Below are 20,800 nucleotides of genomic sequence, written 5' to 3' on the forward strand. Positions count from 1 at the left end.
ATATCGTGCCGGAAGACGAAATGAATTAGGAGTTGTAGCATGATACAACAAACCACACCCGTGAAGCACGCACGCAGCATAAGCCACGCTGGGATGCTCGACGTCCTTCCACGCGATCACGGTTCATGTCCGTGTTGAGAGGCAACCCTGGAACTGCGCCGACGCAGTCCACAGCTGTGCCTCGCCGGCTGCATCCCTGGCCGGTACGGGTCATGCACTGGACGAACGCCGCGGCGATGGTGGTGCTGATCGGGTCCGGCTGGGGCATCTACGACGATTCCGTCATCATCCACGGCATCTATTTCCCCAAGTCGGCCCGGATCGGATCCTGGGCGGCCGAGAGCCTGCTCTGGCACTTCGCCGCCATGTGGGTGCTGGTCGCCAACGGCGCCGCCTATCTCGTCTACGGCGTCGCGACCGGGCGCCTGCGCGAGCGCCTCCTGCCGATCCGTCCGCGCGAAATCGTGCAGACCGTCCGCGACACGTTGCGGCTCAAGCTCGCGCACGAGGACCTCACGACCTACAACGCCGTCCAGAAGATCCTCTACATCGTCGCCATCCTGGCCGGCATCGGCCAGGTCGTCAGCGGCCTGGCCATCTGGAAGCCGGTCCAGTTCTCCGGGCTCGTCGCGCTGCTCGGCGGGTTCCAGGGCGCGCGCCTCGTCCACTTCGCCGGCATGGCGGTGCTGGTCGGCTTCCTCGTCGTTCACGTCGTGCTGTCCCTGCTCGTGCCGCGAACGCTGTGGGCGATGCTGACCGGCGGCCCCGTACGCCGCCCGGCCCTCCCTGCCACGGCGCGGGAGGCGACGCGATGAGGTCGCCGTTCCGCCCCCTCAAGGTGCCGGATCCCGGCATCCTCGACGACCACCGCGCTTTGGTCCGGAGGATCGAGCGTCGCGGCCTCCTGCGGGGCGGCCTGTCGCTCGGCGCGCTCACGATGTTGACCGGCTGCGACGTGACGGACACGAGCGCGGTCGGGCGGGCGCTCCGTGCCATGTCCGACTTCAACGACGGCGTCCAGGCCGCCCTTTTCGATCCCCGAAAGCTCGCGCCCGAGTATCCGGGGTCCCAGGTGCTGAAGCCGCCGCGCTTCAACGCCTACTACGACGTCGAGGACGTCAAGCCGATCGACGGCGACGCGTGGCGGCTGGAACTCGCCGGGTTGATCTCCGACAAGCGGCCCTGGACGCGCCGCCGGATCGCGGAGCTGCCCGAGCGCGAGATCATCATTCGCCACGTCTGCGTCGAGGGCTGGGACTACATCGGGCAGTGGTCGGGCGTACCGCTCCGGGCGTTCCTGGAGCGCGTCGGCGCCGACCTCACCGCCAAGTACGTCGCCTTCAAGACGGCGGACGACTACCCGAGCAGCATCGACATGGCGACCGCGCTGCACCCCCAGACACTGCTCGCGACCAGATACGCCCGCGAAGAATTGCCTGACCCGTATGGATACCCGCTGCGCCTGCGCATGGCGGTCAAGCTCGGCTACAAGAATCCGAAGTGGATCACGGTCATCGAAGTCACCAACACCTACCCCGGCGGATACTGGGAGAGCCGCGGCTTCGGCTGGTTCGCAGGCCTATGAGCGTCCGCGCGATCCGGTGCGCCGTCGGCACCTGCCTGCTCACGCTGGCGCTCTCCGCATCGGCGCAGGCGCAGACGCCGGGCCCCTCCCCGGCCCCCGACCACATGCCGAAGCCCGGCATGACCGCGCCCGAGATGGCGGGTCGCGCGGCGGACCGGTTTCCGCAGCCGGTGCGCGTCGGCGACCTCGCCGGCCGCCTCCTGCTCCGGCCGGAGGAGTCCCAGTCCGTCCTCGGCCGCGTCACGGGGCTCGTGCGCCGCGGCGACGGCGCGGGCGAGATGGCCGTGCGCCTCGACGGTGCGTTGGGGCTGGGCTGGCTAGGCCTGCGAGCGGTCGCCTGGAGCGGATTCGGGTCCCGGCTCGTGGCCGTGCCGGTGGAGGCGGTGGCGCTCCTGGGCGAGCACGTCGCCCTCATGGGCCTGACGCCCGAGCGCCTGCGCGCGCTGCCGACCTTCACGCCCGGTTCCGCCACCGAGATACCGCCGGACGAGACGATCCGCCTCGGGATCGTCCGCCCCTTCCATTGACCACGCGGGAGCCTTCTACATGGCACGAGGACCGACCTCCGGACCGGCCCCCACCTGCGCGATCGGGGTGATGGCGAAAGCGCCGCGAAGCGGGCGCTCCAAGACGCGGCTGTGCCCGCCGCTGACCCTCGACGACGCAGCGGCTCTGAGCGCCGCCTTCCTGCGCGACACGACCGCCAACATCCAAGAGGCGGCCCGCGCCGCGCCGATTGCCGCCTACGCGGCTTTCGCGCCGCCGGGCGCGGAGGCTCTGGTGATCCCCCATCTTGCGCGGGGAACCGACCTCGTCCTGGCGGATGGAAGCGTCACAACCGCGGCGCAGGTCGAGGGCTTCGGCCGTTGCCTGCTGCAGGCCGTCCAGGGCATGCTGGCGCACGGTCACGCGGCGGCCTGCGTGCTGAGCTCCGACATCCCGACCCTGCCGACGCGGCTCCTGATCCAGGCGGCCCGGATCCTGCTCGAACCGGGCGAGCGGGGCGTGTTCGGCGCCTGCGACGACGGCGGCTACTACATCCTCGGCCTCAAGCAGGCCCATGCCCGCCTGTTCGCCGACATCGCCTGGAGCACCGACACCGTCGCCGAAGCGACCCGCGCCCGGGCGCGCGAGATCGGCCTCGATCTCGTCGAGCTGGAGCCCTGGTACGACGTCGACGACGCGGCCTCGCTCGCGCGGCTCGCCGCCGACAGGACCGGCTACGCGGCCCCGGCGACGCGCTCGGTCCTGGCGCGGCTCGCGCGCGCGTCGGAGTTGGTGCCGGCATGATCCGGCTTCTCGCCAGCCCCGCTCATCGGCTCGCGGCCCTCGGCCTCCTGCTTCTGGCCGTCACTGTCGGCGCGCTGGCGATCCAGGTGCCGGGCGCCGACACCGTCGGCGCGGCGCCCCAATCCAACGCCTTCATCGGCGTGGTCGCGGTCGGCCTCGCGGTCTACCTCCTCGCCGTGCGCCTCGTGTTGCGGGAGCGGCTGCCGCGCGCGGCCCTATGGACGATCCTCGGCATCGCCGTGCTGCTGCGGGCCGCTTTGCTGCCGGCGCTGCCGTTCCTGTCGACCGACATCTACCGCTACGTCTGGGACGGGCAGGTCCAGGCCGCCGGAATCAACCCCTACCGCTACATCCCGGCCGACCCCGCCCTCGAGCGGCTGCGCGACCCGGCGGTCTACCCGCTGATCAACCGCAAGGACTACGCTCGTACGATTTACCCGCCCGCGGCGCAGCTGGTCTTCGCCGCCGTCGGGCAGGTATCGCACAGCGTCACCGGGATGAAGCTGGCGATGTTGGGTTTCGAGGCCCTGGGCATGCTGGCCATGCTCGCGGTTCTGCGCGGCGCCGGCTTGCCTTCGGCCCGCATCCTGATCTACGCCTGGAATCCGCTGGCCCTGTGGTCCTTCGCGCGCGACGGGCACGTCGATGCCGTGGCGATCGGCCTCCTCGGCATCGCGTTGCTGGCCCGCACCCGTCGTCGGTACGGGCTCGCGGGCGCGCTCCTGGGCGCGGCGACGCTGGTGAAGGTTCTGCCTGTCGCGGTCGCGCCCGCCTTCGTCCGTGGAGGCCGGCTGTGGCGGCCTATGCTCGCCGGGGTGGCCGTGATCGCCGTCCTGTACCTGCCCTACCTCGCTGCCGGCCCGAACGTGTTCGGTTTCGCCGGCGGCTACGGGGCCGAGGAGGGCTACGACACCGGCGTGGGCTACTGGCTGCTCGCCGGTCTCGGGCATCTCGGGCTCAGCCCCCCGAGCCTGCTGCGGACCTACCTGGTCTGCGCCGGACTGACGCTCGCCGCCCTCGCGCTCCGGATCGCCTTCGGCCCGAACCGGCAGACCGCGCCCGACGCGGTCGCGCTGTGCCGCGATGCCGGGCTCCTCGCAGCCCTCACCACCTGCGCGGCGAGCCCACACTACGCTTGGTACTATCCCTGGCTGGCGCTGCCCGCGGTGGTCGCGCCGGCCCCGGCCCTGATCTGGCTCGGCTCGGCGCCGATCCTGTTCCTGATCGACCCGTTCGACGACCGCTTCCTGTGGCCGTCGCTGGTCTTCGTCCCGGCCCTCTTCCTAGCCGCCCGCTCCCTGCGGCAGGCCTGCACCGCACCCCTCTCCGCTCTCCCGGAAGGAACCGCACCATGACGGCCTCAGCCGCAGTGAAGGACCCGCGCCGCTACTTCGAGGCGGTCGGCCCCGACCGCGCCTCCGAGGCCTTGGCGCCGCCGGTCTGCCTCTATCTGGAGGTCACGAACCGCTGCAACCTGCTGTGCGAGACCTGCCCGCGCACCTTCGAGACCCTGGAGCCCCCGGCCGACATGAGCTGGGCGCTGTTCAGCCGGATCGTCGACCAGGTTCCGGACGTCGCCCGGGTCGTGCTCCACGGGGTCGGCGAGCCGATGCTGGTGAAGGACCTGCCGCGGATGGTCCGCTACCTCAAGGACCGCGGCACCTACGTCCTGTTCAACACCAACGGCACCCTGATGCAGCCGAGGCGCTTTCAGGAGCTGATCGATACCGGGCTCGACGAGCTGCGCGTCTCCCTCGATGCCGCCGACCGGGCCTCGTACCGCCGGGTGCGGGGCAAGGACTTCTTCGACCGCATCGTGCGCGACGTCGGCAAGTTCGTCGCGTTCCAGAAGGCGACCGGCGCCGCGACCCCCCGGGTCTCGCTCTGGCTCACGGGCCTCAAGGAGACCGTGGACCAGCTCCCGACCTTCGTGCGGCTCGCCGCCGAGATGGGCGTGACCGAGGTGCACCTGCAGCGCCTCGTCTTCGACGAGGCCGGGTACGGTATGGCCCGCGCCGACCTGTCGCTGTTCGAGAGCACCCAGGCGGCGGAGGCCGCCGCCATCGCCGAGGCCGAGGCCATCGGCCGTTCGCTAGGGGTGACGCTCGACGCCTCGGGCGCGACCGAGCCCGGAATCAGCCTGAAGCGTCAGGAGGACCGCGCCTGGGCCACCTGTCGGCGACCCTGGTCCCTGATGTACGTCACCGCCCACGGTCGGGCGCTGCCCTGCTGCATCGCGCCGTTCTCGGTGCGCGGCTATTCCAACTACACGCTGGGCGACGCCACGCAGGCCACGCTCCGGGAGATCTGGAACGGCGCGGCCTATCGCGACTTCCGGACGTCGCTCCTCTCCGACGTGCCGCCCGCCCCGTGCCGGAACTGCGGCCTGCGCTGGAGTCTCTGAGCGATGCATCCGGTCAGCATCGTCATCCCGACCCTGAACGAGGCCGAAGCGATCGGCGCGGTGATCCGCGAGATCCCGCCGGCCTACGCGGCGGACGTCGTCGTCGCCGACAGCGGCTCGACCGACGGGACGCAGGACGTCGCCCGGGCCGCGGGCGCCCGGGTGATCGAGGCCGGACGCGGCTACGGCCGGGCCTGCGCGCTCGGGGCGGCCGCGGCCGATCCGGCCTCGCGCGTGATCGTCTATCTCGACGGCGACGGCGCGGATCGCGGCGACCTGATCGACCGGATCGCCGGGCCGGTGCTCGCCGGCCGCCACGACCTCGTCCTCGCCTCGCGCACGCTGGGCAGCCGCGAGCCCGGATCGATGCTCTGGCACCAAGTGCTCGCCGGCCGGCTCGCCGGCCTCGGCATCGGCCTACGCTACGGCGTCCGATACACCGACATGTGCGCCTACCGCGCCATCGACCGCGCCGTGCTGCGGGCCCTCGCCCTGCGCGAGCCGACCTACGGCTGGAACATCGAGATGCAGATGCAGGCCGCGCGAGCCGGCCTGCGCATCCGCGAGGTGCCTATGCCCTACCGGCGCCGGTTGGGCGGATCCTCGAAGGTCGCGGGTTCGCTCGGTGGGACGATGCGGGCCGCCGCTCGGATCGGCGCGACCTACCTGCGCGTCGCCGCCGGCTCGGAGCGGCGCGCGTGAGGCCGGCGATGGCGCTCAAGGACGACGCTGCACCGGGCCTTTGGGCCGGCGCCCGGACGGAGGCGCCCGGCCCCGATACGGACCACGGGATCGCGCCCGCAGGGTCGTTCGCGCTGGCGGCGTACCTGGATCGCTGGTCGGCCTGCGCGCATCACGACCTCGCCGCCTCGGACTCGGAGCCGCTGTCGCTCGCCGCCTTGCTGCGCCTTGCCGGCCCGGAGGATCGTCGGCGCTGGCGGAGGGCCGACCTCGGCTACGCCGACCCGCGCGGCGCCTCCTGGCTGCGCGCCACGATCGCCGGCTGCTACCGCCGGCTCGCTGCCGACGACGTGCTGGTCAGCGCAGGGGCGCAGGAAGCAGTGGCCTGCGTGCTGAGTGCGCTGCTCGGTCCGGCCGATCACGCGGTGGTGGTGGTGCCGATCTACCAACCCTCGGAGCTCGTCGTGTCGCGGCTGTGCGCGGCCGATGGCGTCGCCCTCCGACCGGAACCGGCCTGGACCCTCGATCTCGACGGGCTGGTCGCCGCCATCCGGCCGAACACGCGGCTGGTGCTGATGAATTTTCCCAACAGCCCGACCGGCGCGTCGCTGGATCGAACGACTCTGGAGAGGCTGGTCGACCTCTGTCGCCGACACGGGCTCTGGCTCGTCAACGACGAGGTCTATCGCCAGACGGACCTCGACCCGGGCCGAGCCGTCCCACCCGTCGTCGACGTGTACGAGCGCGGGATCTCCATCAACGGGTTGTCGAAGGGCTTCGGGCTTCCGGGCCTGCGCGTCGGCTGGGCCGCCTGTCGCGACCGCGGGGCGCTCGACCGCGTCCTCGCGGTCAAGAGCCTGCTGTCGAGCTGCCTCGCCGGACCGAGCGAGATCCTGGCGCAGGTCGCGCTGCGGGCCGAGCAGCGCCTGACCGGCCGCGCCCGCGCGATCGGGCGGCGCAACCACCACCGTCTGCGTGCTCTGCTCGATCGCTACCCGAACCTGTTCGATCCGGAAGAACCGACGAATCTCGCCTTCGCCTGCCCCCGCTTCCGTGGGCGAGAGGGTGCGACCGAGTTCTCGAAGGCTCTCGCGTCCGAGGACGGCGTCCTCGTGCTGCCCTCCGCGTTGTGGCACTCGGCGCTGGCGCCGGTCCCCACGGACCGCCTGCGCCTCGGCCTCGGTCGCGTCGGCAGCGGCGCGGCGCTCGGGATCCTCGGGGATCATCTGCAGCGGCGCGCCGGCCGATGAGTGCCGAGATCGGACGCGACCGGAGCATCGAGCACCCCGGTTCCGTTCCTCCGGGCGCGGCCCCAGCCGCTTCCCCGAGGCTCACCGGGCTCGGCGGCCTATCCGCACCACCCACGGAGGCCGAACGCCTCGGCGCCTGCGACGTGGCGCCCGTCCCTGCCGCCCGGGCTTCGGGGCGCACGGAGATTCCGTTTCTTGCCCCCCTCGACGGAGACGCCGACGTCGCGATCCGGGCGCGGATGACCTCCGTCGCCGTCGCCGGAGGGCGGACGCTGTTCGAGGAGGGGGACGAGGCCGACGCCCTCTACACGCTCGTGAGCGGCGCGGTCGGCCTCTCGATCCGCGACCCGCGCGACGGCAGCGTGCGCCGCCTCATCCGACTCGCCCCTCCGGATACCGTGGGCGAACTCGCCCTGCTCACCGGCGAGCCGCGCTCGGTCACGGCAACGGCCCTGCGCGATACGCACCTCCTGCGGCTCTCCCGCGCGTCGTTCGAGGATCTGATCGCCGCCCATCCCGGGACGCTGCTCTATTTCGCCCGGATCCTGGCCGCGCGGCTGCGCACCGCCCATACGGGCGTGACCCTGAGCCATGCGCCGCGGAGCTTCGCCGTCCTGGCGGTGACCGAGGGCCTCAAGGCGACGGCCTTCGGCGAGCGGCTGGCGCAGGCCCTCGATGCCGCGCTGCCGGGGCGGACCGGCTGCCTCTCCGAATGGCCCCCCGAGGCCGACGAGGCGTGGTTCCACCGCTACGAGCAAACGCACGACCGCACGGTCTTCGTCGCCCACCAGATCGACTGCCCCTGGTGCCGGCTCTGCCTGCGCCACGCCGACCACGTCCTGTTGCTGGCCGAGCCAGGCGCGCCGCCACGGCCCGGCGCCGCGGACTATCTCGCTTCGATCCGCTCCGACTGGATCCGCATGGACCTCGCCGTGGCGCAGCCCGCCGAGGCGCGCCTGCCGCGCCCTCTGCATCCCGACGTCGCCGCGCTGCCCTTCTCCCTGCGGCTCCAGGTTCGCGAGAACCACGGTGGCGACTTCGCCCGGCTTGCCCGGATCGCGTCCGGCCATGCCCGCGCCCTCGTCCTCGGCGGCGGCGGCGCCCGCGGCCTCGCCCATCTCGGCGTTCTGCGGGCGCTCGGCGAGGCCGGGCTCGACATCGATCTCGTCGGCGGCACCAGCATGGGCTCGATCCTGGCCGCCAGCGTCGCCCTTGACTGGAGCCTCGACGCGATCGAGACCCACACGGTGGCTTCCTTCGTCGGACGCAACCCCCTCGACGACTACACCCTGCCGTTCCACGCCCTGACGCGCGGGGCCAAGGTGGATGCGGGGTTGGCCGAGCGGTTCGGCGATGCCCGCGTCGAGGATCTCTGGCGCCCGTTCTTCTGCGTGTCCTCGAACCTCACGACCGGCACCGCAATGGTCCACTGGGCGGGCCCCCTCGACCGGGCGATCCGCGCCAGCATCGCCATTCCCGGCCTGCTGCCCCCGGTGGCGAGTGCGGACGGCATCCTCGTGGACGGCGGCATGATGAACAACCTGCCTGCCGACGTGATGGCCGATCTCGACCGCGGGCCGGTTCTCGCCGTGGATGTCGGCAGCGACGCCGCCTTCCAGGTCATGCCGCGGCAGGGCCGGAGCGCGCAGGCGTTCCGGCGCCTCCTCGGCATCTCGGACCAGCTCCCCGGCATCGCGCACCTGCTCCTGCGCTCCGCGATGGTGTCGAGCGACGCCCAGACCATGGCGGCCGTCACCCGGGCTGCGGTCCTGCTCAAGCCCTCCTTGGCCGGGGTCGATCTGCGGGCGTGGTCGAGCTTCGAGACGACGGCCGAACTCGGCTATCGCTGCGCCCGGGAAGCGCTGGAGTCGGGCCGCCTGGGAGCCTGGACATGAGCCGCTCCGATGTTCGGGCAGGCGCAGATCCCGACCGACCGGTCATCCGCACATCTCTTCGGAGCCCCTGAATGCGTGTCGTGGTCGATCTCAACCGCTGCCAGAGCTACGCGCAGTGCTGCTACGCCGCCCCTGAGCATTTCGAGGTGCGCGGTCACGAGATCCTGTTCTACGATCCGGCGCCGCCCGAGGCGAAGAGGTCGCAGGTCGAGCGGGCGCAGCAGGCCTGCCCCGTCCGGGCCATCGCGATCGAGCCCGCCGGACTCGCCGAGGGTGACGAGCCGTGACGGACGGGCAGCGACCGGGCATCGTCGTGGTAGGCGCCTCCCTCGCCGGCCTGCGGGGCGCGGAGGCGTTGCGGGACGGCGGCTATGACGGCCCTCTGACCCTGGTCGGGGACGAGCCGCACCGGCCCTACGACCGGCCGCCTCTGTCCAAGCACGTCCTGGCGGGCGAGCTTCACCCCGACGCGACCGCACTTCCGCAACTCACCCGTCTGCGCGCGCAGTGGCGGCTCGGCCTGCCGGCCGTCGCCCTGGACCGGGACCGCCGGGTGGTGCGCCTCGCCGACGGCGCGACGCTTCCCTACGAGACGCTCCTGATCGCCACCGGCGCCAGGGCGCGGCCATGGCCCGGAGAAGGCGCCGATCTCGCCGGGATCTTCACGATCCGGACCCTGGAGGATGCCCGCTCCCTGCGGAGCGCGCTGGCGCTGCGGCCGAGCCGCGTCCTCATCGTCGGCGCCGGCCTGATCGGCTGCGAGGCCGCCTCCTGCTGCCGCGATCTCGGCCTGGCGGTGACGCTCGTCGATCCCAACCCGACGCCGCTCGCCCGCCTCCTCGGGACGGTGATCGGGGCCACACTCGCCGGGCGGATGCGGGCTTCCGGAGTGGACCTCCGCCCGAACGTCAAGGTGGTGGCCTTCTCCGGCGAGGATGGACAAGTCCGCCGCGCCCACTTGGCGGGTGGCGCGGACATCGCGACGGATCTCGTCATCGTCGCCCTCGGCGCGACGCGCGACACGGGTTGGCTCGCCGCGGCCGCCCTCGTCGCCGACCCGGGAGGCCTGACCTGCGACGCGGCCTGCCGCGCCCTGACCACGACGGGGGAGCCCGATCCCGCCATCTACGCGGCCGGCGATGTCGCGCGCTGGCCGAACCCACTCACCGGCGGCCGCTTGGTGACCGTCGAGCATTGGGGCAACGCGGTGGACCAGGCCCGGCACGCGGCGGCGAACATGCTTGCTCCGCCCACGGGCCAGGTCGAATACCAGCACGTGCCTTCCTTCTGGTCGAGCCAGTTCGGTCTCAACATCAAGCTCGCCGGCCTGACCGAGGGGGCGGAGGCGCTCGCGATCGTCCAGGGATCGCGGGCCTCGCACCGGTTCCTCGCCGTCTATGGCCGGGCCGGGCGAACCGTCGCGGCCCTCTCCTTCGATCAGGCACGCTGGCTTCCCGCCTATGCCGAGGCCGTGGCTGACGGGGCGGCCTTCCCGCCGATCCTCGGCGCCACCGACCAGCCGCGGATCGAGACCCTGGAGCCCGGCTTTCCCAGCCCGCGGCGATCCTCCGGCCGATCGGTTACGGCTCTGGAGACGGCCCATGCCTGACGAGACGCTGTTCGCGCAGGTTCTCGATCCGAGAAACAGGGCGAACCCCTATCCCCTCTACGCGCGCTTGCGCGAGACGCCCGTGTCCCGGCAGGCGGACGGCAGCTACGTCGTCAGCACCCATGCCGCGCTGAAGAGCCTGATTTTCGATCCCCGGCTGAGCTCGGAAGACCTGCCGCCCTCGCGGCGACCCAGAACGGGCAACCCTCTGAAGGACTGGATCCTCAACCCGATCCGGAATCGGGTGGTCAACGGCCATCGCCCGCTGATCTTCCGCGATCCGCCCGACCACGACACCCTGCGCGGTTTCGTGATGAAGGAGTTCACGATCGCCCGGGTGCGGGAATCTCACGCCAAGGTTGCGAAGCTCGTGGATGCCCTGATCGACAAGTGCCACGGCCGCGACACTGTCTGCTTGGTGGAGGACCTGTCCTATCCGCTGCCGGTGGCCGTCATCTGCGAGCTGCTCGGCGTGCCCGAGGCCGATGAGGCGCAATTCCACGTCTGGGCGATCCGCCTCGCGACGGCCCTGGAGCCCGACGTGCGCCACGACGAGGCGGGGCGGCGGGAGATCGCCGCAACCTTCGACGCGATCTCCGACTACATGCGTCGGCTGATCCGCGAGAAGCGCCGCCATCCGGCCGACGACATGCTCAGCGGGCTCGCCGCCCACGGTGGCCGGGGCAGCGCGGCCATGGGCGACATAGACCTGATCTCGACGGCGATCCTGCTCCTCGTCGCGGGTCACGAGACGACGGTGAATCTCATCACCAACAGCATGCTCACACTGCTCAGGCATCCGGAGGAGCTGCGAAAGCTGAAGGCCGACCCCGAGCGGGCACCCCGCGTGATCGAGGAGATGCTGCGCTACGAGCCCCCCGTCCATTTCCGCACCCGCAAGGCGCTCGGCGCCATCGCGGTGGCGGGAACGACGATCCCGCCGGGATCGTCGGTGGTGCTGCTCTTTGCGGCCGGAAACCGCGACCCGGCGCGGTTCGAGCAACCGGACCGGTTCGATCCGGACCGGACGGACAACCAGCATTTCGGGTTCGGCGGTGGCCTCCATTACTGCGTGGGCGCGCCCCTCGCGCGGATCGAGGCCGAGATCGCCCTTGTCACGCTCTGCCGGCGCCTCATCGCACCGAGGCTCCTGGACGACCCGCCGCCTTACCGACCGGGCGCTTCCCTCCGCGGTCCACAGCACCTCGGCATCGCCATAGCGGGGATCGCGTGATCCTACAGGCGCGAACGGTTATGAGACGATGGCGAGAGCCAAGCGCGGTCGTCTTGCGGAGCGGGGTACGTCAGCTCTGGACTTGCGTCGGTCTGGATGCTGCTCGTCGTTACGTCTGGATCGAGGAGCCGGGAGCGGTCCTCCTTCATCTGCGCGCCGAACCAGCCGGCGATGGACGACTTCAGCGACGCGGTGTCTCCCCCGCAGGATAAGACACCGGAGCCGGGGGGCCCGATCGTCAGGACGGGATGGCGCGGGTGATCGGCAGTGCGGTGAGGCGCCCGGGCCTCAGGAGCAGTGCTACGAGGCCTGTCCAGCCCGTCTGATGCATCGCGCCGAGCCCTGCGCCGGTATCGCCGTGGAAGTACTCGTGAAACGGGATGCAGTCGCACACATGCGGATCGTCGGCGAGAGCGCCATAGGAGGCGAGCACCGGCCGGCGTCCATCTGGCCCGCGCAGGAATAGCCTGCAGAGGCGCTCGCTCAACTCGTCGGCGATCTCGGGCAGGCTGAGATAACGGCCGGAGCCGGTCGGGCACTCGAAGCGGGTGTCGTCGCCATAGAACGTCCCGAAGCGGTCGAGCGCCTCGATGAGGAGGATGTTAATCGGCATCCAGACCGGACCGCGCCAATTCGAGTTGCCCCCGAACGTGGCGGTCGTCGATTCCGCTGGTTCGTAGTCGACGGAGTAGCGGGCACCGCTCCAATCGAGAACGAACGGGTGCTCGGCATGCGCCTTCGACAGAGAGCGAATACCGTGGTCGGAGAAGAGCTCGGTCTCGTCGAGCATCCGCGCCAGAAGCGCCTTCATGCGGTGCCGGCGCAGCAGCGAGAGCAGCATCCGGTCGCCGCCCGGGCCGGGCGGCGGTCCCTCACCCTCGCCTTGGCTCCAGTGCGAGACCAAGGCGGCGAGGTCGGGACGGTTACGCAGCATCCACTCGGCCCGGCGCGCGAAGCCGGGGAATCGGTCGCGCAAGGAAATGTCGAGCACCTCGACGGCGCAAAGCGGGATCAACCCGACCAGCGAGCGGACGCGCAACGGCAGCATCTTGCCGTCGGGCAGGTTCAGCACGTCGTAGAAGAATTCATCCGCCTCATCCCAGAGGCCGACCCCGCTGCCGCCGATGTCGGTCATCGCCTCGGCAATGTAGAGGAAGTGCTCGAAGAACTTGGTCGCGATGTCCTCGTAGACCGGGTCCTCGGCGGCCAGTTCAAGGGCGATCCGCATCAGGTTGAGCGTGTACATCGCCATCCAGGCGGTGCCGTCGGCCTGGTCGATGGTGCCGCCGGTGGGCAGCGGCGCCGAGCGGTCGAAGATGCCGATGTTATCCAGTCCGAGGAAGCCGCCCTGGAAGACGTTGCGCCCGTCCGCGTCCTTCCGGTTCACCCACCAGGTGAAGTTCAGCATCAGCTTGTGGAACACCCGCTCCAGGAATGTCCGGTCGGGTCGCCCGGTGAGCGCGGCGTCCATCTGGTAGACGCGCAACGCCGCCCAGGCATGAACCGGCGGGTTCACGTCGCCGAAGGCCCACTCGTAGGCCGGCAGCTGGCCGTTGGGGTGCATGTACCACTCGCGCGTCAGCAGCACGAGTTGGCCCTTGGCGAATTCTGGGTCAATCAGCGCGAAGGTCACGCAGTGGAAGGCGAGGTCCCAGGCCGCGTACCAGGGGTATTCCCAGGTGTCGGGCATCGAGACGATGTCGGCGTTGTTGAGGTGCGCCCACTCGCTGTCGCGTCCGTGTCGCCGCTCCGCTGGGGGCTCCGGCTGCGTCGGATCGCCCATCAGCCAGCGGCGCACGTCGAAGTGGTAGAATTGCTTCGACCAGAGCATGCCGGCCAGGGCCTGGCGCTGGACGAGGCGTGCGTCGGGGTCCGTCATGTCGCGTTGAAGGGCGGCGTAGAAGGCGTCGGCCTCCGCGACCCGACGCGCGAACACCGCCTCGAAACCCGCGTCGTCGAGACCCGGCGCGTCGGCCGGGGACAACCGGTAGCGCAAGACGATCGTCTCGCCGGCCATCAGCGTGTGGCGGCTCAGCGCCGCGCACTTGGTGCCCTCGTGGAGCGGGTTCACCCGCGTGCGGGTTCCCGCCACCACATCGTCGTTGATCGCGTCCTTGGGGTGGTACGATCCGCTCACGCCGAACAGGCGAGCAGTGTTGGTCTCGTTCTCGCAGAACAGGAACTCGGCCGGCTGTAGGGCCCTGAACAGCCGACAGGGACCCGCGGCGCGGGTCGCCTCGACGCTTGGCCCCTCGACGAGCCGGAGGAGCGGCCGCTTCGGATCCTCGCGCCACGACCACGTGTTGCGCGACCACAGATGGGGCAGGACGTGGATTTCGGCCGCTTCCGGCCCGCGATTGACGACCGAGACCCGCATCAGCACGTCGTCGGGGGCGGCCTTGGCGTACTCGACCGTGACGTCGAAGCAGCGGTTCTCCGCCAGTACACCGGTGTCGGCGAGCTCGTACTCGGGCATGTCGCGGCCCTTGCGCCGTCGGTTCTCGGCCACGAGCTCGGCGTAGGGAAACGCCGCGTGCGGGTACCTGTAGAGCATCCGCATGTACGAGTGCGTCGGCGTGCCGTCGAGGAGCCAGTAGAGTTCCTTCATGTCTTCGCCGTGGTTGCCCTCCTCGTTGGTCAAGCCGAACATCCGCTCCTTGAGGATTGGGTCCCGCCCGTTCCAGAGGGCCAGCGCGAGACACCAGAGCTGCTTGTCGTCGCTGAACCCGGCGATGCCGTCCTCGCCCCAGCGGTAGGCCCGCGAGCGCGCGTGATCATGGGGCAGGTAGTCCCAGGCGGTGCCGTCCCGGCTGTAATCCTCGCGGACCGTCCCCCATTGCCGCTCGGCGAGATACGGTCCCCAGCGGTGCCACCCGTCCGCGGCACAGGCCCGAAGACGGCGTCCTTCCTCGGTCTCGAACAGGTGGGATGCGTTCGGGCCCTCAGGCATTGCGGTCTCCCTCAGAACGCTTTGAGGCCGAGCATCCGGCGCAGGCGGATATATTCGCCAAGCGACCAGGCCTGGAACGGGCAGCCGCCGGGTCGATAGGGCGCATCGCCGTCGGCGACTTCGCTGACATGACCGAGGCCGGCCTCGCCGAGGTGCTGCTCCAGCGGCGGCAGAAAGCGAGCCCGCCCCTCCGTCAGGGCCGCCTCGCTGCGGCCGCGGACCGAGAGCCACGCGTCGACGAAGGGACCGAGCAGCCAGGGCCAGACCGTGCCCTGGTGGTACGCACCGTCTCGCGTCCGCGCGTCGCCCCCGTAATGACCGGCATAGGCGGGATCGTCCGGCGACAGGGTGCGCAGGCCGAGCGGCGTCAGAAGCCTGTGCTCGACCGCATCGACGACGGATTTGGCGAGCTCCCCAGTCAGGAGCGGAAACGGGAGACCGCCGACGCAGAAGATCTGGTTCGGACGCACCGCCGCATCGTGCGTGCCGGGGACGTGGTCGACATCGACGACGTCGAATAAGCCACCCACCGGGTTTGGAAATTTCTGCGCGAAGCTCGCTCGCGCCGCGGTCTCGGCCTCGGAGAAGCGCGGCTCCCACAGCGTCGCCGCGATGTGGAGGGCGTTGATCCAGAGGGCCTGGATCTCGACCGGCTTGCCGATACGGGGCGTGACCACCCAATCGCCGACCTTGGCGTCCATCCACGTGAGTTGCCATCCGGGCTGACCGGCCGCGATCAGACCATCCGCATCGGCCCGGATGCCGAAACGGGTACCGGCAGCGTAGCCATCGAGGATCGCGAGGCAGGCTGTACGCAGAGCTGGCTCGGACTGGACGGAGCGCCCAACCAGCCTGCAGGCTGCCAAGAAGTCGTACACGCTGACCACGTACCAGAGCGAGGCGTCGACGGAATTGTATTCCGGTACCTCGCCGGAATCCGGGAAACGGTTGGGCATCATGCCCTCGCTGACGACGCCCGCCCAGGCTCTGAGGATGCTCTCCGCGGTGTCGAGTTCGCCGGTCGCCAGCAGCAGGCCGCGCAGCGCGATGAAGGTGTCACGCCCCCAATCCGTAAACCAGGGGAAGCCTGCCACCAGGGTACTGCCCCGTCCTCGATCAACCCGGTAGCTCAGGGCACTTCGGCGAAGATCCGGACCGGCCCGCGTCGCGCGCGCCGCGGCGATCATCCGGTCAGCCAAGGCTCGGACGCGGACCGGCCCGCTCTCGCCAGCGCGTAGCAGCATCAGCCCGGGCTCGGGCCCCGCGAGATCGAAGCGAAAGCTGCCGGGCGCGGCGAGATCCTCGACGCAGTCGAGTCCCCGCGCCCGCTCCGCCGCGTAGAGGAACTGGCGATACCAGTCCGGTTCATGTCGATAGGTGCCCGTGGTCAGGGCGGAGATCGCCGGTCGATCCGGATAGGGATGCCACGTGACGCAGGTTCCGGTCTCCGCGCCGCCGATTTGTGGCTTGAAGTCGAAAGCGGGATTTGCGGTTTGCAGGCTGTGATAGTCCCGTCCCGAGAGCAGCGGGACGACGACGAGCGTGCAAGGACCAGCGCCTGAGATCCGCCGCCATCGCAGCAGCGTGTCGCAGGCATCGGGATCAACCAAGATCTCCTGGGTGATCTCGGTGCCATCCGGCAGGCCGAATGTCCATGACGGCCAGGGCTCGTGAGTGAAGCTCGTAATTCGCTCAAAACCGCGCGGATGGATCACGTCCGGCAGGTAGCGCTGGGCGCTGAGATCGGTGTGTCCGGCCGCGGTCTCGATCCAGGCCTCGATGCCGTTGACGAGCACCGTCCGCCCGGTCGGCGGATTCGCCGCCGTGAGCAGGAGCGCGTGGTAGCGGCGTGTCCGGACGCCCGAAACGGTGCCCGAGGCGAAACCGCCGAGCCCGTCGGCCTCCAGCCACTCGAACGCCTCGCCCGGCAGGGGTATCGCGTCAGGCATCCCGGTGTCCCGCTCCGTCCGCGCGGCATCCGGCGTGCGCAGCCGCACGCGGATCCGGCCTCCTGCAGGCACTCAGGATCATGGCGCGATCGACGCGCCGCGGAGAACCTCGATGTTCGATCCAGCCCGCGCCCTTCCTCCGATCGTCGGCGCGATCGCGGCCTTCTTCAGCCTGATGGTCGTCGCCTTCGTCTGAACGCTTCCCGCTCCAAACCACGTAGGGACAAAGATCATGACCCGCCCCGCTTTCGCCGCCATCGCTCTCATCACCTTCGCTGCGTTCCCGGTCAGTGCCGCGCCGGTCGACCATTTGCCGGCCGCGGTCGGCTCGGCATCGACGATGCCACAGGCGCTGTTCCGCCAAGTGACGTCGAACGGTACGACGAAGCCGGGGGGCTCGGCCCTCGACGGGCGCAGTGGGACCACCGCGGCGCTCGACCGGAAGAGTCGCGCTCTGCACAACCTGATCGCGACCTCGATCTGTACCGGTTGCTGACCGGCGCTCACCGCGATGCCTCCCGCAGGGCCGCCACGAGTTCGTCCTCGCGGGCGGCGTCGAGGGGCGGAGGCGGGAGCCGGCCGAGAGCGTCGCGCGTGAGCGCGATCTGCCGCACGAAACGCCGGCAATTCCTGCAGGTCGCGAGATGAAGCCGGATGCGCCATCGAACGCGTCCGGACACCTCCGCGTCCACGAACGCGCCTGCCTGCTCCGCCGCCTCTCGACACCGCATCCGATCATCCTCGCCCGTTCCGCTCGTCACGCTCGCGCCGCGTCGCGGGTCAACGCCTCGAACACCCGTCGGATCTTCAGCCTCGCTCGATCGAGCAGCACGCGCTGACGCGCCTCGCCGAGGCCGAGCAACTCCTCCGTCTCGCGCGGGCCGAAACCCTCGATGTCGCGATGCCGGATCACGGCGGCCTCGTCCGGCGGCAGAGCGGCGATGGCCGCCTCGACCGCTTGCCAGACCTGCCGCCCCGCGAGCCCGCGCTCCAAGTCGATCTCGCTCCAGTGCCAGGGCGCCTCACGCCAGTGGCCGTCGGCGAGGAAGGCATCGGCGTCGAAACCGGATCCCTCGTCCTCGTCATGCCGTGGCGTGAGTTCCGCGAAGGTCGCGGTGCGCCTGGCGGAGACCGAGGCCTTGCGCGCGATGTTCAGGACGATCCCGGTCAGCCACGTGCGCAGCGACGAGCGCGCCTCGAATCCCGCGATGTTGCGCATCACCGCGATCCAGGCCTCCTGCACCGCCTCCTCCGCCGCCTCCCGCGTCAGGTGTGCGCCACGGGCGATCGCCACGAGCCGCACGTGATAGCGCCGCACGAGGATCCGGAAAGCGGCCTCCTCGCCGAGCCGAAGCCGCGGAAGCAGCAGGTCGTCGCTCGGTTCCAGATCGGCCGTCATCACCGGATCAGCCTGGCGCATCACGGGTCAACCTGATGTCGACCTCGCGCTCGACGAAGGTCCACTCGCGGGTAGCGCGTAGCGCTGCGACGAGCGCCTCGAAGGCTACCTCGTGCTCCGGCGGGAACTCGAACCACGTCAGGAAATCGAACGGCTCGCCGAGGTCACGACTGTGGTGGAGTCGCCGTGCGATCGCCGGCAGGTAGCCGAGGCCGATGCTCGTGTGGTGCGAGGTTTCCTCGAAGATCGCCCGGCGCTCGTCCTGAGCCAGCTCCCACCAGCGCGCCGACTTCCTGATCGGGATCAGGGCGGCCCGCGTCGCCGAAGGTCGATCGAGAGGTGGCTGCACGGCGCGTAGCCGCTGCGCCTCGTTGCTGGTTGTATAGCGCAGATTGCTCACCACCCCGCGCAAGCGCCAGATCGTGCCGGTCGAAGGACCGGTCCGCTGTCCCATGTTGCCGATCGGAAGGCTGACGGAAAGGCGGGTTGCGCTGGGCAGACGCTCCCCAAGCGGCGACTCCGCGCGCGTCACCCGCCAAGGGCCTGCATCGCCACCCGCGAACTCGATCAGGTCGATCATTCCGCCATCCTCTCGGTAAAGGCCGCTTCGCTTGCAAGGCTCGCCGCGTTACACAGTCGAAGGCAGTCAACATCTTCCCCGCCCTGAAGGACGAGGATTTTCGGAGACCGTGAGATCTCGTGCAGTTGACGCTTCATAGGGCCGCTGATGCAAACCCTCCACGTTGAGCAAAGGTGTGTTCCATCTCCGACGAATATCAAACGCCGCGTTCGTGTCGGCAAGAACGTGGCGAGAAGGATAGGTCGGAGAAGGTTTCATTTGTCGAGGCACCATTTCTATCGGGTGGGCCAGATCCTGTGTTTCGTGCCGATCCGCAGCGGCGATGATCGGGCCCTTGCCTGCGGCGAGGCGGGCAGTGTACGCGGCGCGTCGTCTGGGACTGCGCCCTCGACCGGGACTTGTCACCCGGCCGAGTGGGCTGCTTGAGGGGGTGAAACAGCCGGGAGACCGATAGGAGCACCTGATGCATTCCACACCGCAATCCGGATAGCCAAGAAACTCGTGGGCTCGTCACCCGGTGCAACGCCGGATGGGACGCACCGGGCCGTACGCGCCCATGAAGGGAGCGCATCAGGTCATGGCTTATCGGATCGGCTAAGGTCCGCGCGCTCGCTCCGCCCGTCGACGCAGACTTCGACCACCGCGATCCTGGTCCCGTTCCGTAGGATCGACGGTGGAAGGTTCGCGAAGACGCCGGCGTCGAAAGATCGGTCGACGACCCGCTCATCGGCCTTCCGCGGATACGTCCTCGCGAATCGGCCATCGGCATGGTCCCCGACCGTGCACACGACGAGGACCGCCGCAAACGCGTGGATCCGCGAGTCGGGCACTTGTACGACATCCCGACTCTCGTCGCTCATTCAAACGACCGATGATCGACCAGTTGCGGAAACTTTCCCTTCGAGCCGAGGTAAGGCCAAGCCCTTCGAACGCTCTCAACCGGCGCCAGAGATCCGTGCGTCCTGCAGAAATTCTCTTCTCAGGTAGTCGATGGCTGCCCGCACCTTGAGCGGAACGAACCGGCGCGACGGGTAGACGGCCTGCATCGGCAACGGCATCGGCCGGTGAGCGGGGAGGATGATCTTCACCCGTCCCGTCTCGATCTCGTCGCGGAACGCCCAGATCGGCACGACGCCGATGCCGAGGCCCGCGATGACGCCCTCGCGCACCCCTTCCGAATTGTTGACCCGGAAACGACCCGCGACGTCGACTGAGACGGGTCCATCCGGGCTCGTGAACGACCAGCGGTGGCCGGCGACGAGACGCGTGTAGACGATGCAGTCATGGGCGGCGAGGTCGCCCGGGCACGTGGGTTCGCCGCATTTCGCGAGATAGGCCGGGGCGGCGACCGTGACGCGCCGCGTGATCCCGATCCGTTTCGCGACGAGGCCCGGATCGGTGATCTCGCCGACCCGGATCGCGAGGTCGATCGCCTCCTCGACCAGGTCGGAGAAGGCGTCGTTCATGATGAGATCGACGCGGATGTCCGGGTAGCGCTCCGCGAACAGCGCAAGGCGCGGCACGACGTGCAGACGCCCGAACACGACCGGCACGGTGAGTCGCAGCGTTCCGGACGGCCGGCCCTTGCGCCTGCCGACCGCGGCTTCGGCCTCGGCCAGCGTCTCGAGCGACCGCAGGGCGTGTTCGTAGAAGACGCGACCGTCCTCCGTCACGGCGAGCGCGCGGGTCGTGCGGGTGATGAGCCGCGTGCCGAGATGCTGTTCCAGCGAAGCCACTTGCCGGCTGATCGTCGGCTGGGTGGTACAGAGCTCGGCCGCCACGGCGGTGAAGCTGCCGGCCTCCACGACCCGCACGTAGGTCCGCATGGCCGTGATCAGGTCGTTCATCCATACCGTCCCCGTATCGTCCGGAGCTCCGACACCCCGTAGCCGACCGCGGCGGACCGGTCACCGATGACTGCCGATCGAGGCGGTGGATTCCGGCGGGCGACGACGCCCGCGAGACCGACGCATC

At 70.1% G+C, this 20,800-nt stretch carries 18 protein-coding genes and 1 pseudogene; 13 read left to right on the plus strand and 6 right to left on the minus strand.

Annotation, left to right across the window (positions count from 1 at the left end):
* The first annotated feature begins 125 nt into the window (after positions 1 to 125).
* From BM396_RS03710 to BM396_RS03765, 12 genes are all read left to right on the plus strand, one after another.
* Positions 126 to 815: a cytochrome b/b6 domain-containing protein gene (locus BM396_RS03710; protein WP_051975891.1), complete on the plus strand. Its 690-nt coding sequence runs from the start codon at positions 126 to 128 to the stop codon at positions 813 to 815.
* Positions 812 to 1,585 (plus strand): molybdopterin-dependent oxidoreductase, encoded by a 774-nt coding sequence (locus BM396_RS03715; protein ID WP_043378328.1) that lies wholly within the window; start codon positions 812 to 814, stop codon positions 1,583 to 1,585. The genes BM396_RS03710 and BM396_RS03715 overlap by 4 nt, the downstream gene beginning before the upstream one ends.
* Entirely contained in the window at positions 1,582 to 2,112 is a 531-nt protein-coding gene (locus tag BM396_RS03720) for a hypothetical protein (RefSeq protein ID WP_043378331.1), read from the plus strand. Before BM396_RS03715 ends, BM396_RS03720 begins: the two co-directional genes overlap by 4 nt.
* Positions 2,113 to 2,131: 19 nt before the next feature.
* Positions 2,132 to 2,875 carry a TIGR04282 family arsenosugar biosynthesis glycosyltransferase gene (locus tag BM396_RS03725; RefSeq protein ID WP_043378332.1) on the plus strand — a complete coding sequence of 248 codons (744 nt, stop codon included), beginning with the start codon at positions 2,132 to 2,134 and terminating at the stop codon, positions 2,873 to 2,875.
* Positions 2,872 to 4,230, plus strand: a complete 1,359-nt coding sequence (locus BM396_RS03730; protein ID WP_043378335.1) for an MptA/MptB family glycosyltransferase — start codon at positions 2,872 to 2,874, stop codon at positions 4,228 to 4,230. Before BM396_RS03725 ends, BM396_RS03730 begins: the two co-directional genes overlap by 4 nt.
* The gene (locus BM396_RS03735) at positions 4,227 to 5,279 is read left to right on the plus strand and encodes a radical SAM protein (protein ID WP_043378338.1); all 1,053 of its coding nucleotides are present in this window, start codon (positions 4,227 to 4,229) and stop codon (positions 5,277 to 5,279) included. The genes BM396_RS03730 and BM396_RS03735 overlap by 4 nt, the downstream gene beginning before the upstream one ends.
* A gap of 3 nt (positions 5,280 to 5,282) precedes the next feature.
* Entirely contained in the window at positions 5,283 to 5,981 is a 699-nt protein-coding gene (locus tag BM396_RS03740) for a glycosyltransferase family 2 protein (protein WP_043378343.1), read from the plus strand.
* Entirely contained in the window at positions 5,978 to 7,210 is a 1,233-nt protein-coding gene (locus tag BM396_RS03745) for a pyridoxal phosphate-dependent aminotransferase (protein WP_230365906.1), read from the plus strand. The genes BM396_RS03740 and BM396_RS03745 overlap by 4 nt, the downstream gene beginning before the upstream one ends.
* A 239-nt stretch (positions 7,211 to 7,449) precedes the next feature.
* Entirely contained in the window at positions 7,450 to 9,105 is a 1,656-nt protein-coding gene (locus BM396_RS03750) for a patatin-like phospholipase family protein (protein WP_210274612.1), read from the plus strand.
* Positions 9,106 to 9,176: 71 nt separating this feature from the next.
* Positions 9,177 to 9,392 (plus strand): ferredoxin, encoded by a 216-nt coding sequence (locus BM396_RS03755; RefSeq protein WP_043378346.1) that lies wholly within the window; start codon positions 9,177 to 9,179, stop codon positions 9,390 to 9,392.
* Positions 9,389 to 10,714 carry an NAD(P)/FAD-dependent oxidoreductase gene (locus tag BM396_RS03760; RefSeq protein WP_043378349.1) on the plus strand — a complete coding sequence of 442 codons (1,326 nt, stop codon included), beginning with the start codon at positions 9,389 to 9,391 and terminating at the stop codon, positions 10,712 to 10,714. The genes BM396_RS03755 and BM396_RS03760 overlap by 4 nt, the downstream gene beginning before the upstream one ends.
* On the plus strand, positions 10,707 to 11,948 hold the full coding sequence (locus BM396_RS03765; protein ID WP_043378352.1) for a cytochrome P450: 1,242 nt from the start codon (positions 10,707 to 10,709) through the stop codon (positions 11,946 to 11,948). The genes BM396_RS03760 and BM396_RS03765 overlap by 8 nt, the downstream gene beginning before the upstream one ends.
* Before the next feature lie 238 nt (positions 11,949 to 12,186).
* Here the strand turns inward: BM396_RS03765 and BM396_RS03770 are convergent, their stop codons facing one another.
* Positions 12,187 to 14,898, minus strand: a complete 2,712-nt coding sequence (locus BM396_RS03770; protein ID WP_043378355.1) for an MGH1-like glycoside hydrolase domain-containing protein — start codon at positions 14,896 to 14,898, stop codon at positions 12,187 to 12,189.
* Positions 14,899 to 14,909: 11 nt separating this feature from the next.
* Positions 14,910 to 16,847 carry an amylo-alpha-1,6-glucosidase gene (locus BM396_RS03775; RefSeq protein WP_051975920.1) on the minus strand — a complete coding sequence of 646 codons (1,938 nt, stop codon included), beginning with the start codon at positions 16,845 to 16,847 and terminating at the stop codon, positions 14,910 to 14,912.
* Between the two features lie 232 nt (positions 16,848 to 17,079).
* On the opposite strand from BM396_RS03775, the gene BM396_RS03780 reads away from it, so the two are divergent.
* Positions 17,080 to 17,343, plus strand: coding sequence for a hypothetical protein (locus tag BM396_RS03780; RefSeq protein WP_043378358.1), 264 nt, complete (start codon positions 17,080 to 17,082; stop codon positions 17,341 to 17,343).
* A 136-nt stretch (positions 17,344 to 17,479) separates the two neighbouring features.
* Here the strand turns inward: BM396_RS03780 and BM396_RS33615 are convergent.
* From BM396_RS33615 to BM396_RS03805, 4 genes and pseudogenes are all read right to left on the minus strand, one after another.
* Positions 17,480 to 17,578 (minus strand): annotated as a pseudogene (locus BM396_RS33615) (zf-HC2 domain-containing protein); the annotation flags it as partial.
* Positions 17,579 to 17,604: 26 nt separating this feature from the next.
* Entirely contained in the window at positions 17,605 to 18,267 is a 663-nt protein-coding gene (locus tag BM396_RS03790) for a sigma-70 family RNA polymerase sigma factor (RefSeq protein ID WP_230365905.1), read from the minus strand.
* A complete protein-coding gene (locus tag BM396_RS03795) occupies positions 18,254 to 18,700 on the minus strand; it encodes a chlorite dismutase family protein (protein ID WP_230365928.1) in 447 nt (148 codons plus the stop codon). Before BM396_RS03795 ends, BM396_RS03790 begins: the two co-directional genes overlap by 14 nt.
* A gap of 1,061 nt (positions 18,701 to 19,761) precedes the next feature.
* Positions 19,762 to 20,673: a LysR family transcriptional regulator gene (locus tag BM396_RS03805; RefSeq protein ID WP_043378370.1), complete on the minus strand. Its 912-nt coding sequence runs from the start codon at positions 20,671 to 20,673 to the stop codon at positions 19,762 to 19,764.
* Between the last annotated feature and the right edge of the window lie 127 nt (positions 20,674 to 20,800).

The sequence above is a fragment of the Methylobacterium sp. UNCCL125 genome, assembly GCF_900116795.1.
Taxonomy (GTDB): domain Bacteria; phylum Pseudomonadota; class Alphaproteobacteria; order Rhizobiales; family Beijerinckiaceae; genus Methylobacterium; species Methylobacterium fujisawaense.